This window comes from Dokdonia sp. 4H-3-7-5 (assembly GCF_000212355.1).
GTDB lineage: Bacteria > Bacteroidota > Bacteroidia > Flavobacteriales > Flavobacteriaceae > Dokdonia.
Map to the genome: position 1 here is coordinate 2,224,085 of NC_015496.1, position 13,915 is coordinate 2,237,999.

Sequence of the window (13,915 nt, forward strand, 5' to 3'; positions counted from 1 at the left end):
ATCTTCTAAGAATTATATTGATGTGGATCTAAGGCTTTAATCTTTGGGATTGCTATAAACTCTTTCCAGTCTTCCTCGCGCACTTGATCCTTACTAAGACTTACTTTATTTGTTTCCGAAACAAGTACAAAATCTCCAGCCACGTGTTTAATCTCTATAAGTTGATCAATGGAGATTCTTTTTTTCTTCAATTCTCCAACGATTAAAATACCATTGGTAATCTTTGCATATCCTTGATGTTGATATAATATAAATATTATAATATGCACGACACCAAGCACGAGGTACGAGTACTTCATGAAATTGTTTTCATTTTCAATAAAGGATATAATGCCAAGTAAACTCCATACAATGGCAATCACTGCATAAATAATAAGCTTTTTCTTTTTATATCTTAACTTCATAACTGATTAATAAAAGTTGCTGCACTCTCTCCTGGGTTATCTGTTTTCATAAAGTTTTCACCAATTAAAAACCCGTGAAAACCGTGTGGTTTTAATTCTTTAATCGCTTCAATCGAGCTAATACCGCTTTCTGAGATTTTTGTAAAATCGTCTGGAATCTGCTTGATGAGCTCCTTACTCGTTTCTAGACTTACTTCAAAAGTCTTAAGATTTCGGTTATTTATGCCTAGCATATCTACAGATGGCATAATCGACTTCTGTAATTCTTCTTCATTGTGAGATTCACAAAGCACATCGAGACCAAGACTTTTTGCAAAGGTTGAAAACTGCTCTATTTGCTTTCGCGAAAGCGTAGCTGCAATCAGTAATATCGCATCTGCACCGTAGGCTTTGGCTTCAAGAATCTGGTATTCATCTACTATAAATTCCTTGCGTAATAGCGGAAAACTAGTCGAAGCTCTAGCAATAATTAAATCATCTAGTGCACCACCAAAGTATTTCATATCTGTCAACACCGACATCCCGCTTACACCTGCCTGCTCATAACCACGAGCTACATCTTGTACATTTAAGCTGTTATTTATAACAGACTTGCTTGGTGATCTTCTTTTGTGCTCTGCAATAATACCAGAGCCATTGCGCACCGCCGTAGCGAGCGAAATAATATCTCGTTCAAAAAGCACTGATTGCTCTAATTGACTCACAGGAATAAGGCTTTTTCTTAAAGCTACTTCCTTGATTTTATCTGCTGTAATTTTATCTAGTATCGTCATCTTAGTTGCTTAAGGCTTGTAATTTGCTTAGTTTTTGAGCGGCTTTACCAGAAAACAAACTCTCTTTTGCTTTTTCAAATCCTTGAAGAGGTGTTAGCCCCTGTACGGTGGCAATCGCCATTCCTGCATTTGCACACACCACATTATTCTGAGCGTCTGTTCCCTTACCTGAAATTACATCCATAAATATCTTTGCCGAAGACTCCACAGTATCACCACCATAAATATCTTTCTGTAGATGTGAGCTTACGCCAAAATCTGCTGGTTCGAGCATCATCTCTGTATGATTAGTAATTGCTTTTGTGGCTCCCGTAAGTGAGATCTCATCATAACCATCTAGGGCATGTAGTATGGTAAAATTCTTATCACCTTTTTGATATAAATATCCGTACATTCTAGCAAGTTCGAGATTAAAAACACCCACTAGCTGATTGCTTGGGAACGCAGGATTAACCATAGGACCTAGCATATTGAAAAAGGTTTTTACACCTAGTTCTCTACGTATGGGCGCTACATTTTTCATAGCAGGGTGGAAGAGAGGTGCGTGTAATACACACATGCCCACTTCATCCATAGAACGCTTTAAAAAGTCCTTGTCATTACTAAATTTTATACCGAGGTGCTCCATCACATTACTACTACCACTCACAGAGCTTACTCCATAATTACCGTGTTTTGTAACGTTTACTCCAGCACCAGCAGTGATAAAACTAGATAGTGTAGAGATATTAAAAGTATCTTTTCCATCACCTCCAGTACCACAAAGATCTATAGCATTATACTCAGAAAAATCCACTGCAAGACAGAGGTCTAGCAATGCGTCTCTAAAACCTTCTAACTCATCTACAGTAATGCTACGCATCATATAGACTGTGAGAAAAGAAGCAATCTGACTGTGATTATATTTTCCTTCAGAAATGTTTACGAGTACCTCACGACTCTCTGTTTTTGTGAGCTGATCGTGATTTATTAATCTATTGAGTATTTGTTTCATCGTTTTGGTATGTTGATGTGAATGATCACAGGATCTGCCTTATCTTTCATTACATTTTGTTTTCCTATGCTTGCAAGTTCTTTATTGGTTGCTAGGCGTGAGCTTGCTTGTGCTAGCGCTACATAATTATAAATGCCTTTTGGAGAGCTTGCTACCCATCCTTTTACGATAGGTGATTTTCTTACTTTAAAAGGTTCATTATTGTAGCGTTGTAAAAGACCTATTGCGCTTTTGCGCATATCATCTTTACTAGTTCCTTTTGGGAATATAACGTAGGTTCCATTTGAAAAAAGTACCCAATTAGGTCTTTCTGGACTTACACTTAATTTTGTGTTGAAAATCAGTTTTTTATGAGCATCTGTTTTCTCTTCTGGCAATACCTCTTTCAAAGGTTCTGGAGATGCTTCTATCACTACTTCTGGTTCGTTTTGACTAGCAGGTTGAGCAGATTTCTGCGTGCTATCGCAACCTCCCATTAACAGGAAGCAACTCAATAAAAGTAGTACTGTGATTTTCATAACTAAAAGTTTAACTAAGTACCCAGTTTTTAATCATCGTTTTTCCATCTGGTGTTAGTACAGATTCTGGGTGAAACTGTACACCACGTATATCAAGTTCCCTATGACGTAAAGCCATGATCTGACCATTATCATCAATCGCAGTAATTTCCAGTGCTGGTGGAAAATCTTCTGTAGCTACTACCCATGAATGGTAGCGTCCAACAGCTATATCTTCACCTAGGTCCTTAAACAGTACAGTATCTGGCTTTGTTATTTGAACCTGTGTTGCTACTCCGTGAAATACCTTATCAAGATTAATTAAAGTTCCTCCAAAAACTTCGCCTATAGCTTGCTGCCCGAGGCAAACGCCTAGAATAGGTTTTCTTCCTCCATAGGTTTTGATAACGTCTTTAAGTAAGCCAGCTTCATCAGGAATTCCAGGGCCAGGTGAGAGTAGTATCTTATCGTAGTGGTCACACTCTTCAAGTGCAAACTGGTCATTACGCTTTACAGTCACGATGCAATCTAATTCTTCTAGGTAGTGCACAAGATTGTACACAAAGGAATCGTAGTTATCTATTACTAATATCTTTTTCATGGTCTATATGTCTTCTGCGATATCAAGTGCTTTATTAAGCGCTCCTAATTTGTTATAAACTTCTTGTAATTCCTTGGCTGGGTCACTTCCTGATACTACTCCAGCGCCTGCTTGCCAGTGTAGCGTGTGATTTTTACTTAAAAATGAACGAATGATAATTGCGTGATTAAAATTACCGTAAAAATCCATAAAACCTATCGCTCCACCGTAGAAGGTTCTGTTGCGGTTTTCATATTTTTCGAGAAGCTGCATAGCCATGTGCTTTGGTGCTCCGCTTAAGGTTCCTGCAGGGAAAGTATCCGCCACTACTTGTAGTGTATTACTGTCCTCATGCATTTGCCCAGTTACTTTACTCACAAGGTGAATCACGTGAGAGAAAAACTGCACCTCACGATAGGTCTCTACCGTAACGTCATGTCCATTTCTTGATAGGTCGTTGCGAGCAAGATCTACAAGCATAACGTGCTCTGAGTTTTCTTTTTCGTCTTTTGCAAGTTCTTTGGCAAGGATTGCATCTTGCTCATCATTGCCTGTTCTTTTGAAGGTTCCGGCAATTGGGTGAATCTCTGCCTTTCTATCTTGCACAATGATTTGTGCCTCTGGTGAAGACCCAAAAATCTTATAATCTCCGTAATCAAAATAGAATAAGTAAGGAGATGGATTTACACTACGTAGTGCTCTGTATACATTAAACTCATCACCAGTAAACTGCTGAGAGAATCGCTTGCTAGGTACAATCTGGAATACATCACCGCGCTGGCAGTGCTTTTTGCAGGTGTCTACGAGTGCTTTGTAATCTTCGTCTGTAATATTGCTGGTAAGCTCATTATTACGAGCAAACTTATATTCGGCAAAGTTTTTTGACTTGAGCATTTGCTCTATCTCCTCAATATTACTTTCTCCAGAAGTATTGTGACAAAATATATGCGCTTCGTTATTAAAATGATTGATGGCAATGATATTTTGATACACTGCATAGTAGATATCTGGAATATTCAAATCTTCCTCTTTTTTGGAGATTTTTAGATCCTCAAAGTACTGTACAGAGTCATACGATAAATAGCCAAACAAGCCATTATTAATGAATTTATGAGCGGTCTTTGAAGATGAGAATGCTTTCGCGAAAGCGTCTAAAACACCCACAACGTTAGTATCATCTGTAACTGTTATTTCCTCGCTTTTACCATCTGGAAATTGCTGTGTTATGATCCCGTTACCCACTTCTATGGAAGCAATAGGATTGCAACAGATGTATGAGAAACTATTATCATTTGCATGATAATCACTACTCTCGAGCAGCAAACTATTAGGAAAACGGTCACGCAACCTTAAGTATACCGAAACTGGAGTAATGGTGTCTGCCAGAAGGCGTTTTGAGGAAGTTTTTAATTTATATGTCATTATTCATTTAAATTATTGTCGGCTTTAAGGCGACTTGAGAGCATAAAAAAAGCCTGTCGTAAGACAGGCTGTATATGTAAAAACATAGGTAGGCGCTTACGACAACGATTGTTGTGTAATCCACCACCAAGTATGTACTGTATTGTTTTTCATTGAAGTTCAAAGATAGTAACCACTTTGTTAATATAAAAGCTCAATCTATAAAAATTATATATTGAGCTTTTCTCGGGCTAATCTAGGGATTGTATTTAAAAAGTCAAGTTTACAGCAAGTTCAAAATTATCTGAGATTGCGTTGTCTTTTAAGTTGTCAAAAAATGATGCCGATCCGTAACGTACTCCATATTTTGTGCGGTCTACATTAAAAGTAGTGGTGGCTGTATTTTCACTTACAACCATATTTACTGATACAGATTCTGTATGACCTTTAATAGTTAGGTCTCCCACAACATTATATCCAGTAGCACTTTCTGTAACCTCTGTAATAGTAAAAGTTGCTTCATTATGATTTGCAGTGTCAAAGAAATCTGGAGAGTTCAAGTGTCCCTCTAGTTTTTCTTTTCCTTCTCCTGCTTTAAGATCCGTAACTGCGATAGTAGTCATGTCTACAACAAAATTTCCGCCTATTAGTTTACCATCTTCCATTTCTAGTGAACCAGAAACAAGATCAATAGTTCCATTGTGCTGGCCTAATACTTTTTTTCCAGTCCAGTTGATACTGCTTTCTTTTACAATAACCTTTTTAAGAATTGGGTTTGTGTTTGCAAATGCACCTGTAGTGACGATAATTGCTAGTAAAGCTGTTGTGATTTTCTTTTTCATTTTTTTTAGTTTTTTGTTTCTGTTCGTAATTTATTAAGCAAGTTATTGAGCTGCTCTATCTCATTATTGTCTAGCTGAGACGTAATTTTTTCCTCCGCATTACTAATCGCCGTGTCAAGTATTTTTAGGAGTGAAAGGCCACTATTTGTAATAGTGATTTCTACTTTACGGCGATTAGAAGGGCAAGTAGCTCGTGCTACTAATTCTTTTTTGATAAGCTTGTCCACTAGTCTTGTCGTGTTACTTGCCTTGGTAACCATACGCTCGTTAAGTGTAGAAAGGTTTGCCGGCTTTCCCTTTTGTCCTCTTAATATGCGCAACACATTAAATTGCTGTAATGACAAGTCGTGAGACTTTAATGCACTAGCAAGAATGTCATTAGACCATTGTGCTGTATATGATAGGTTTATAGTAAGCTTCTGTGCTATACCTAAGGTTTTTGTTTTAATATGTTCTTCTATTGTCATTACAATATTTGTATATACAAATGTATATACTTTTGTGAACTAGCAAAAGCCTTTGTATTTTTTTTAACATGTGTAGATTTAAGGCATTCTAAGATTATTAACAATCCTCTCATAAAGTGTGTTAATTGAGATGTCTAAAAGACACAATCACAATAATTTTGACAAATGAAGCTAATGCTATTGGTCTTATTAATCATCTTAACATCCTGCCAAGAAAGGCAAAAGGATTATAAAGAGACATTAATAGAAGGTAGTAATATTAAAGCATTGAATTATGATGGTCTAGATTATTATATACAAAATCATCCTTCTGAAACTCTAGTTATAAACTTTTGGGCAACTTGGTGCGCCCCTTGTATCAAAGAACTACCGGCTTTTGAAAAGTTAGGAGAAGAGTATAAAAATAAAGACGTAACCGTTTTATTAGTGAGCCTCGACTTTCCGGACCAACTAGATGCTTTAAAAATCTTTGTTGAGAAGAAAAATTTACAATCTGAGGTTTTATATCTAGATGATGGAGATGCCAATAGATGGATACCAAAAGTAGATGATTCGTGGAGTGGTGCGATACCAGCAACACTTATCACAGGATCAAAAAGAAAGAAATTTTATGAGCGCTCTTTTACATATGAAGAAATAGAGCAAGAATTGAATACCTTAATTAATTAATAATGAAAACATTTAAAATCTTAACGTTATTAGCCTTAGTAGTAGTAGTATCTGCATTTGCTGCAAATGCTGTTATTAAAAAGGATAGAAGCGGATACGACATAGGTGATGAAGCAGGAGATTTTTATCTACGTAATATAGATAATGAGATGATGTCATTGAGTGACTTTGAGGATGCAAAGGGTTTTGTAGTTGTGTTTACATGTAACACTTGTCCTTTCTCAATAGCTAATGAAGATAGATTAATTGCTATTGATACAAAATATAAAAAGTTAGGTTATCCGGTAATCGCGATTAATCCTAATGATCCACATATTAAGCCTGGAGACAGTTTTAAAGCGATGCAACAACGTGCAAAGAAGAAGGGATTCACATTTCCTTATTTGCTAGATGATGGTCAAGAAATTTTTCCTAAATATGGAGCGACCAAAACTCCACATGTATACGTGTTGCAACGCGTTCAAGAAAAAAATATAGTTAAGTACATAGGCGCTATAGATAATAGTAGCCGAGATGAAAAAGCTGTTACAGAAAAATACTTAGAGAATGCCCTTGATGAGATTTTGTCAGGCAAAGAAGTTACGCTTAAAGAAACCAAAGCAATAGGTTGTGCTATTAAATCGTAATTTGAGAAAAATAGAATTATAAAATGAGCCTTTTGTGGGCTCATTTTTTTGTCTAATAACATCTGCGAGTATTTCGTAAATTTGCACTCAAAATCCCAGAATGATATTACAGCAATTATATACTAAATGTCTAGCTCAAGGAGCTTATTTTATAAGTTCAAATGGAGAAGGAGCTATTATAGATCCTCTGCGCGAGGTACAACCGTACCTTGATCTTGCAGCAGAAAATAAGACGACCATTAAGTATATTTTTCTAACTCATTTTCATGCAGATTTTGTGAGTGGCCAGGTTGATCTTGCAAAAGCTACTGGCGCTACCGTGATTTTAGGACCTAATGCAAAGGCTGGATATGACTATCACAGCGCGAGTGATGGAGAGATATTTATCTTGGGAGATTTATCTATTACCACCATCCATACGCCAGGTCATACCATGGAGTCTACGTGTTACCTTCTTAAAGATAAACAAGGAAAAGAAGAAGCTCTTTTTACAGGGGATACGCTTTTTATAGGTGACGTAGGAAGACCAGATCTCGCTGCTAAAACTGATCTTACAACTCATGATCTTGCAGGTCATTTATATGACTCATTACACCATAAGATTGCACCTTTATCTGACGACATTATCATTTATCCTGCACACGGAGCGGGATCTGCTTGCGGTAAAAACATGAGTAGTGAGACCAGTGATACGCTAGGTAATCAAAAGCAAAATAATTACGCATTTAAGCTCAATAAAGAGGACTTTATTAAAGAGCTCACAGATGGCTTGACATTTCCGCCGGCTTATTTTCCACATAATGTGGCAATGAATAAGAAGGCAAATACAGATTTTGATACCATTATCAATAGAGGAACAACGGCTTTGACTCCTGATCAGTTTGAAAAACTGGCAAATGAAAAGGAGGTACTCGTACTTGATACAAGAAGTGTTTTCGCTTTCGCGAAAGCGTCATTACCTCAAGCTTGGTTTGTAGGATTACAAGGACAGTTTGCACCGTGGATAGGAGCACTCATCGCAGATATTCACCAAAAAATAATCTTTATCGCCGAAGAAGGTACTGAAGAGGAAGTAGTAACCAGACTTGCGAGAGTAGGTTATGATAATAGTTTAGGATTCTTAGAAGGAGGAGTAGAGGCTTGGGAGCAATCTGGCAGGACGGTAGTTGCTACAGCAGAAGTAACAGCTCAAGAATTTGTAGATGGTATTGCTACTGGCGATATTAAGAATCCGCTAGATGTACGTAAAGCTGGAGAATATGCAACAAGTCATATAGAGGGACTGCCACATATGGGTCTAGATGAAGTGCACGTTAATGCGCACACGCTGGAAGCAGGTAATACGTATCACATACATTGCGCAGGTGGTTATAGATCTCTTATTTATGCATCTATAGCAAAATCATATGGCATAAATAGTGTAGTGAATGTGCTAGGTGGATATGGTGCTATAAAAAAGGCAGATACTTCTAGCATTAAATTGACATAATTCATCTAATTTTAAACAAATACTAATTGCGATGGCTCATAGAGATATGTACTATTGCACAAATATTAAACAATGACAGATTTAACGATTCCACAATGGGAAGAGAAAATAGCTCAAGATAAAGATGCTGTAATTCTAGACGTACGTACGGAGGAAGAAGTAGAAAACGGAATGATAGAAGGGGCAAAACATATTGATATTTACCTAGGTCAAGGATTCCTTGATGAGGTAGAAAAGCTAGATAAGAGTAAAAATTATTATGTGTATTGTCGCTCAGGAGTACGTAGTGTACAAGCGTGTGCTCTTATGGGGCAAAAAGGGTTAAACAACACTTACAACTTGCTAGGTGGTTATAATGCTTGGGATGCAGCGCATTAAGAGTAGCCAGCGTTTGAGATATACGCTCATTGCGATAACGCTTTGTTTCTCTCTGTGGAGTTGTAATGAAGCTACTTCTCAAAAAGAAGTAAGCGGTATCACTACACAAGAAGTAATCACTGTGATTGACGTTGACACCTTTGAAAAGGAAGCGTTAGTTGCAGGAGCACAACTTGTAGACGTACGTAGAGATAATGAGTGGGAGCGTGGTCACCTTGAAAATGCTAAGCACTTTGAGATGAATAACCCTAACTGGCAATCTCAAATAGAAACGCTAGATAAGAGTAAGCCTGTTTATGTGTATTGCGCTAAAGGAGGTAGAAGCGCCAAGTGTGCACAACAGCTAAAAGAAGCAGGATTTATAACGATCTATGATCTTGAAGGCGGAATTAATAATTGGAATTCTGCAGGAAAACCAATACAGTAGTTACTCGTTTTACATTAAATAAAAAAAGCCCATCCTAATCGATGGGCTTTTTTGTGGGTTGATATTTTCTCTTAGCAACTGCTAGTAATTATCCTCTACCTTATCATCTGTGAGTGTTTTTACAAAGGCAGTTAAGGAAGCAAGCTCCTCATTTGTGAGCTTAAGATTATCAAATGGCAAGGTTTGATGTGGAAGGTCAAATCCTAGTCCGCCACCACCGCCTTGATTGTAAAAATCCATTACTTGCTCTAGTGTGGTGTATACGCCATTGTGCATATATGGAGCTGTAAGTGCTGCATTACGCACTGTGGGGGTCTTAAACATACCTTTATGTTGTTCTGCTTCAAAGCGCCAGTAATAACCTGTGTCATCATCAAGTTCTTTGTTTTCTACTGTTTCTGGAACGCCTATAACCTCACGCTCAGTTTCTGCAAAAAATGGAGGTACTGTTCCATTGGTTAGAGGCATAAAGTGACATGTTGCACATAAAGCTTTACCCATAAACAAATTCATACCTCGTTGTTCTTCTTTTGTAAAGGTATCTTCATCACCTCGCATGTTTCGGTCAAATTTTGAATCAAAACTATTGAGCGTGCTTACGTATGAAGAAATTGCCTTTACTACATCTGTATTGCGAGTAGATACTCCACCGTAGGCTTTTTCAAACATCTCTAAGTAGCTAGGGTCTTCTAGAATCCTTGTAGAAAATTCATGAACATTTGTATTAAACTCCTTCTCATTTGTAAATACTGCAGAAACTTGATCAATAATTGAATTGGAACGTCCATCTGCAAAAAAGTTTTGCTGGAACACAGTATTGAGTAGCGTGGGTGTATTTCTCTGTAGTGCTTCACCAGTATTGCTTTTATTTACAACAAGACCATCTGCATATGCTTTTTCTGGATCGTGGCAAGTTGCACATGCCATCGTACCGCTGGTGGATAGCTTTTCATCAAAAAATAATTTCTTTCCTAAAGTGATTTGTTCATCTGTAGGATTCTTGTTGATACTAGGAGTGAAGAAATTTACATTAAAACTATCGTCCTCAAAAAACGTAGGAGCATCAAAGTTAAACGGAGTACTCTGGTTTCCTTCCCATAGTTCGCTAGTTTTCCTGATAGCTACCCAGCTGCGTGTGATAGGCGTCAGGTGGTTACGTGTAAAGGAATAGCGATTAAATGTATCGTAGTCACTATTCTCATTAATAAAGGTGATAGCATTTTCTACTTGGGAAGTGAATTGCTTGTCAAGTGATTCGTTCTTAGCTTGAATAATAGATTGAATGCTTGCGCGATAGGTATCATGTAAGTTCTGTAGAGACACAGCACCTTCTGCAATACCTAGTTGGCTCACGGGAGTATCAAAACCTGCAATTGAGAAGCTCAGTACTCTCAGTAATTGCTGATGAGTTGCGGTAAAATACCTAGGAGCATTGAGTTCTCTTTTCTCAATATTTTTTTTGAGATTTTGTAAAAGTCCGTAAGTGACCGTAAGCTCTTTGTCATATTGGCCTTGAGAGGTTTCACCCTCATAAATGCTTTCTTCTATTTTTTGTAAGCCTACAGGATTCATTGTTTTCTCATTATCCTCTTTGTAAATAGGTAATGCTGGTCCATTTACTCGGTGTCCTACTGGAGGGTTGAGGTACGACGCATAAGGTTCTGCTTTTTTGAAAGCTATGCGCAATGTTTTGAAAACTTCTTTAGCTTTTGCATCTGTTACAGGAAGTTGTTTTAGTGTATCTATTCCAGCAATAGCATTAGTAATCTCTTGTAGGTAAATGATTCTTGAGGCTTCCCAATTTGCTACAGCTTGTGTAGCGTATTTCGGCACTTCATTCTTACAGCTTTGTGATAGGGAGAAGATAGCTAAGAGCAGTATATAAAAAGGTTGATTTGTAGTGATTTTCATGCGAGTATGTTCATTGTAAAAGCGCAATCCCAAAAATGAGATTGCGCTTTATTAAAATAATGTTAGCTTATATCTACCTAGGTAAACCTTTTAGCAATACAACTTGTGATGCTTGATTATCCTCATAAGCACTGTTAGTGTGACCATCAAGTGCCTTAAAATCTTCACTTCTCCAGTAGTGTGGTTGTATGTTTAATAGAAATGTATTTGGCTCTCCTATTTTATCAGAGATATCTATAAGTGCACCAAATTCTCCACTTAAACCAGTACTGTTATCATCTGCTAGATCTTGACGTACTACAAGCTCAAGCACCTGCTGTACGTTTGTACCGCTTAAGTCTGACTGATAAATGTATGCAGCATGACCTCTTGAGAACGAGTTAGGATCCTCTTGTATGTATACAAAGTTCTCTGTAACACAGATGTTATCTGGGCTTTGTAATGCAGCAAGGTTACCGTCTTGGTTATTTGTATCTGTGTTTCCACTTATGATTTGAGTGAGCTTTCCTTCTAGTGGGTTGTTGTCATCAAGAGCGAGTTTATATACAGTTCCCCAGTCGTTGTAAGTTCCCTGTCCTGGTCCGCGTCCTGTTACTGCAAAGAATACATTTCTTCCATTTGCGTCAGATCCTTTTTGATAATCTACATCTTCTACACGCATAAACTGTGCAGCAAATACGTCATTACATGCAGTTTCCATTTCGTTTTTAGTAAGTGCAGCTCCATTAGGGATTTCTACAAATTCTACATCATATTCTGCTTGAAAATCTAGAGAAGACTCATTGTAAGAAGTGTTAGGCATAACATCTTGCACACCTCCCATTCCATCAGATACTTGCTTAAAACGTAGTACGTAGATAGAACCTCCAGTAAAATCTGCATCACCAGCAGTAGAGTAGTACATAGCTACTTGTCCCTCAGAGTTACTTGAGTCATCATCCCCACCTACAATTACAGTAGCGCCAGAATAAGCATCTTTAGGTAGCGGAGTTGCATTTTCCCAAGAAAATTCTCCTAGTGCATCTAGTCCAAAATCTGCTTGTGGTGTTGGAGTAGTTACCCTAGGGTCGATAGCTTTCACATCATAGTTAATACTTTCTGAAGCAGATAAAAAGATATCTTCATCTCCTCCATGTATATCTGCTTCCCACATAGTAGCACTACATTGTCTTGCAAAATCAGATACTCCAGAATCTAGTAAGTAATCTCCAGAGATAGGAACTAGATTTTGATCAAAACGGATACGAGCCACTGCATAACTATCTTCACAGTTAGTTACATAAATGTAATCTTCACCATCTACTAAAAATCCAGAACCATCTGCAGATCCCGCAAGTTGAAAATCTCCTCCTATAACATCAGGAGTAGATACTAATGAATATGCTTCTACGTAATTGAATTGCGGTGACATTGCAACAAGTGGTGGCGTTGCAGATTTATCTGAAAATAGTGTTGTTCCCATTTCAAAATCATCTCCATCTTCACCGTCTGCTCCATCCTGTCCATCGGCACCATCCTGTCCATTGATGCCATCTACACCGTTTATACCGTCCATGCCATCTTCGGCATCGTCACAGCTTGTAAAAAGAACACCTGTTCCTGCTATAAATAGCATTGTTAAAAAAATTGACTTTACTTGTTTCATTTTTTGAGTAATTAGTTGATTATTAGAATGGTTTAAAAGTAGTCTCAGAGTAAAAGAGTAAACGTTACCTAATCGTAGCCTTTTTATTAAAAAAGCGTTTATTTTATGTAAAGCCTTAACTGTTTAATAAAATGAGATTTTACATTTAGTTAAAACCCCTTATTATTAAATCTTATATTTTTTAAAGGAAAATGAGAAGCACGCTTTCGCGAAAGAAAAACTAAAAGTGTTGGAAATCAAACAAAAAGGATTTAGGAGCTTTTATTTTGAAAAGGATAAGTACCATATTTTTGTACACACTATTAACATATTATCTCAAAGACAAATGTTAACTTTAAATAAAAAAACTTGCGATGACTACTATATTTCCAATTAGACTAGAACGAGCTTTATCAAAACTATATGCAGCGTTTTCTGATGGTAGCCTACACCCTGGTTGCTGCACAGCTTGTGCAGTAGGAACTATTTGTGACAATAAAGATATGTGGAAACACATGACAGACGCTCACGGTTCACTAATACTCAATTATGTAGGAAAGGTAAATGAGGCTTTTGGCAAACGTTTTTATGGGTATTTGCCTAGTGAGTTACTCCAGATTGAAGCTGTTTTTTTACGAGCTTGCGGTTATGAGTTACCTATAAGTCGCTGCAGTATAAAACCAACAAACCCACAGGGTGATGCTGTGATGTTTAATGGGATGCGTGCCGTTATACATTACTTATGCGAGCTAGATGAAGTGCAAGATGTAATGGATATTCAAGAGCAGTTTCTATCTGCTACTGCAGAAAAAAGGACTTTAAATAATATTTAA

At 37.4% G+C, this 13,915-nt stretch carries 16 protein-coding genes; 6 read left to right on the plus strand and 10 right to left on the minus strand.

What is annotated here, in order from left to right:
- Window positions 1-5: 5 nt before the first annotated feature.
- The 8 genes from KRODI_RS09870 to KRODI_RS09905 all read right to left on the minus strand — a co-directional run bounded on the left by KRODI_RS09870 (window position 6) and on the right by KRODI_RS09905 (window position 5,958).
- On the minus strand, window positions 6-404 hold the full coding sequence (locus tag KRODI_RS09870; RefSeq protein ID WP_013751462.1) for a hypothetical protein: 399 nt from the start codon (window positions 402-404) through the stop codon (window positions 6-8).
- Window positions 401-1,177: an indole-3-glycerol phosphate synthase TrpC gene (trpC, locus tag KRODI_RS09875; RefSeq protein WP_013751463.1), complete on the minus strand. Its 777-nt coding sequence runs from the start codon at window positions 1,175-1,177 to the stop codon at window positions 401-403. The genes KRODI_RS09870 and trpC overlap by 4 nt, the downstream gene beginning before the upstream one ends.
- A 1-nt stretch (window position 1,178) precedes the next feature.
- The gene (gene trpD / locus KRODI_RS09880; RefSeq protein ID WP_013751464.1) at window positions 1,179-2,171 is read right to left on the minus strand and encodes an anthranilate phosphoribosyltransferase; all 993 of its coding nucleotides are present in this window, start codon (window positions 2,169-2,171) and stop codon (window positions 1,179-1,181) included.
- On the minus strand, window positions 2,168-2,689 hold the full coding sequence (locus tag KRODI_RS09885; protein WP_013751465.1) for a hypothetical protein: 522 nt from the start codon (window positions 2,687-2,689) through the stop codon (window positions 2,168-2,170). Before KRODI_RS09885 ends, trpD begins: the two co-directional genes overlap by 4 nt.
- Before the next feature lie 10 nt (window positions 2,690-2,699).
- Window positions 2,700-3,269, minus strand: a complete 570-nt coding sequence (locus KRODI_RS09890) for an anthranilate synthase component II (protein ID WP_013751466.1) — start codon at window positions 3,267-3,269, stop codon at window positions 2,700-2,702.
- A 3-nt stretch (window positions 3,270-3,272) separates the two neighbouring features.
- Window positions 3,273-4,670, minus strand: a complete 1,398-nt coding sequence (locus KRODI_RS09895; RefSeq protein ID WP_013751467.1) for an anthranilate synthase component I family protein — start codon at window positions 4,668-4,670, stop codon at window positions 3,273-3,275.
- Window positions 4,671-4,918: 248 nt separating this feature from the next.
- Window positions 4,919-5,491, minus strand: coding sequence for a YceI family protein (locus KRODI_RS09900; RefSeq protein WP_013751468.1), 573 nt, complete (start codon window positions 5,489-5,491; stop codon window positions 4,919-4,921).
- A 5-nt stretch (window positions 5,492-5,496) separates the two neighbouring features.
- On the minus strand, window positions 5,497-5,958 hold the full coding sequence (locus KRODI_RS09905; protein ID WP_013751469.1) for a MarR family winged helix-turn-helix transcriptional regulator: 462 nt from the start codon (window positions 5,956-5,958) through the stop codon (window positions 5,497-5,499).
- 165 nt (window positions 5,959-6,123) lie between these two features.
- Between KRODI_RS09905 and KRODI_RS09910 the strand changes: the two genes are divergently transcribed.
- From KRODI_RS09910 to KRODI_RS09930, 5 genes are all read left to right on the plus strand, one after another.
- Window positions 6,124-6,627 carry a TlpA family protein disulfide reductase gene (locus KRODI_RS09910; protein WP_013751470.1) on the plus strand — a complete coding sequence of 168 codons (504 nt, stop codon included), beginning with the start codon at window positions 6,124-6,126 and terminating at the stop codon, window positions 6,625-6,627.
- A gap of 2 nt (window positions 6,628-6,629) precedes the next feature.
- Window positions 6,630-7,253 carry a thioredoxin family protein gene (locus tag KRODI_RS09915; RefSeq protein ID WP_013751471.1) on the plus strand — a complete coding sequence of 208 codons (624 nt, stop codon included), beginning with the start codon at window positions 6,630-6,632 and terminating at the stop codon, window positions 7,251-7,253.
- Window positions 7,254-7,353: 100 nt separating this feature from the next.
- Window positions 7,354-8,742, plus strand: coding sequence for an MBL fold metallo-hydrolase (locus KRODI_RS09920; protein WP_013751472.1), 1,389 nt, complete (start codon window positions 7,354-7,356; stop codon window positions 8,740-8,742).
- A gap of 72 nt (window positions 8,743-8,814) precedes the next feature.
- Complete coding sequence (locus KRODI_RS09925) at window positions 8,815-9,120, plus strand: rhodanese-like domain-containing protein (protein WP_013751473.1); 306 nt, start codon at window positions 8,815-8,817, stop codon at window positions 9,118-9,120.
- Window positions 9,107-9,547, plus strand: coding sequence for a rhodanese-like domain-containing protein (locus tag KRODI_RS09930; protein ID WP_158307007.1), 441 nt, complete (start codon window positions 9,107-9,109; stop codon window positions 9,545-9,547). Before KRODI_RS09925 ends, KRODI_RS09930 begins: the two co-directional genes overlap by 14 nt.
- A gap of 81 nt (window positions 9,548-9,628) precedes the next feature.
- Here the strand turns inward: KRODI_RS09930 and KRODI_RS09935 are convergent, their stop codons facing one another.
- Window positions 9,629-11,458, minus strand: a complete 1,830-nt coding sequence (locus KRODI_RS09935) for a cytochrome-c peroxidase (RefSeq protein WP_041295887.1) — start codon at window positions 11,456-11,458, stop codon at window positions 9,629-9,631.
- Between the two features lie 73 nt (window positions 11,459-11,531).
- The gene (locus tag KRODI_RS09940; protein WP_013751476.1) at window positions 11,532-13,103 is read right to left on the minus strand and encodes a hypothetical protein; all 1,572 of its coding nucleotides are present in this window, start codon (window positions 13,101-13,103) and stop codon (window positions 11,532-11,534) included.
- Between the two features lie 353 nt (window positions 13,104-13,456).
- On the opposite strand from KRODI_RS09940, the gene KRODI_RS09945 reads away from it, so the two are divergent.
- Entirely contained in the window at window positions 13,457-13,915 is a 459-nt protein-coding gene (locus KRODI_RS09945; RefSeq protein ID WP_013751477.1) for a hypothetical protein, read from the plus strand.

Bases quoted from the DNA above. Each gene is read 5' to 3' on its own strand.
- trpD (WP_013751464.1), bottom strand. From the start codon at position 2,171: ATGAAACAAATACTCAATAGATTAATAAATCACGATCAGCTCACAAAA.
- KRODI_RS09935 (WP_041295887.1), bottom strand. From the start codon at position 11,458: ATGAAAATCACTACAAATCAACCTTTTTATATACTGCTCTTAGCTATC.
- KRODI_RS09905 (WP_013751469.1), bottom strand. From the start codon at position 5,958: ATGACAATAGAAGAACATATTAAAACAAAAACCTTAGGTATAGCACAG.
- KRODI_RS09870 (WP_013751462.1), bottom strand. From the start codon at position 404: ATGAAGTTAAGATATAAAAAGAAAAAGCTTATTATTTATGCAGTGATT.
- KRODI_RS09915 (WP_013751471.1), top strand. From the start codon at position 6,630: ATGAAAACATTTAAAATCTTAACGTTATTAGCCTTAGTAGTAGTAGTA.
- KRODI_RS09940 (WP_013751476.1), bottom strand. From the start codon at position 13,103: ATGAAACAAGTAAAGTCAATTTTTTTAACAATGCTATTTATAGCAGGA.
- KRODI_RS09890 (WP_013751466.1), bottom strand. From the start codon at position 3,269: ATGAAAAAGATATTAGTAATAGATAACTACGATTCCTTTGTGTACAAT.
- KRODI_RS09920 (WP_013751472.1), top strand. From the start codon at position 7,354: ATGATATTACAGCAATTATATACTAAATGTCTAGCTCAAGGAGCTTAT.
- KRODI_RS09910 (WP_013751470.1), top strand. From the start codon at position 6,124: ATGAAGCTAATGCTATTGGTCTTATTAATCATCTTAACATCCTGCCAA.
- KRODI_RS09900 (WP_013751468.1), bottom strand. From the start codon at position 5,491: ATGAAAAAGAAAATCACAACAGCTTTACTAGCAATTATCGTCACTACA.
- KRODI_RS09895 (WP_013751467.1), bottom strand. From the start codon at position 4,670: ATGACATATAAATTAAAAACTTCCTCAAAACGCCTTCTGGCAGACACC.
- KRODI_RS09925 (WP_013751473.1), top strand. From the start codon at position 8,815: ATGACAGATTTAACGATTCCACAATGGGAAGAGAAAATAGCTCAAGAT.
- KRODI_RS09885 (WP_013751465.1), bottom strand. From the start codon at position 2,689: ATGAAAATCACAGTACTACTTTTATTGAGTTGCTTCCTGTTAATGGGA.
- trpC (WP_013751463.1), bottom strand. From the start codon at position 1,177: ATGACGATACTAGATAAAATTACAGCAGATAAAATCAAGGAAGTAGCT.
- KRODI_RS09945 (WP_013751477.1), top strand. From the start codon at position 13,457: ATGACTACTATATTTCCAATTAGACTAGAACGAGCTTTATCAAAACTA.
- KRODI_RS09930 (WP_158307007.1), top strand. From the start codon at position 9,107: ATGCAGCGCATTAAGAGTAGCCAGCGTTTGAGATATACGCTCATTGCG.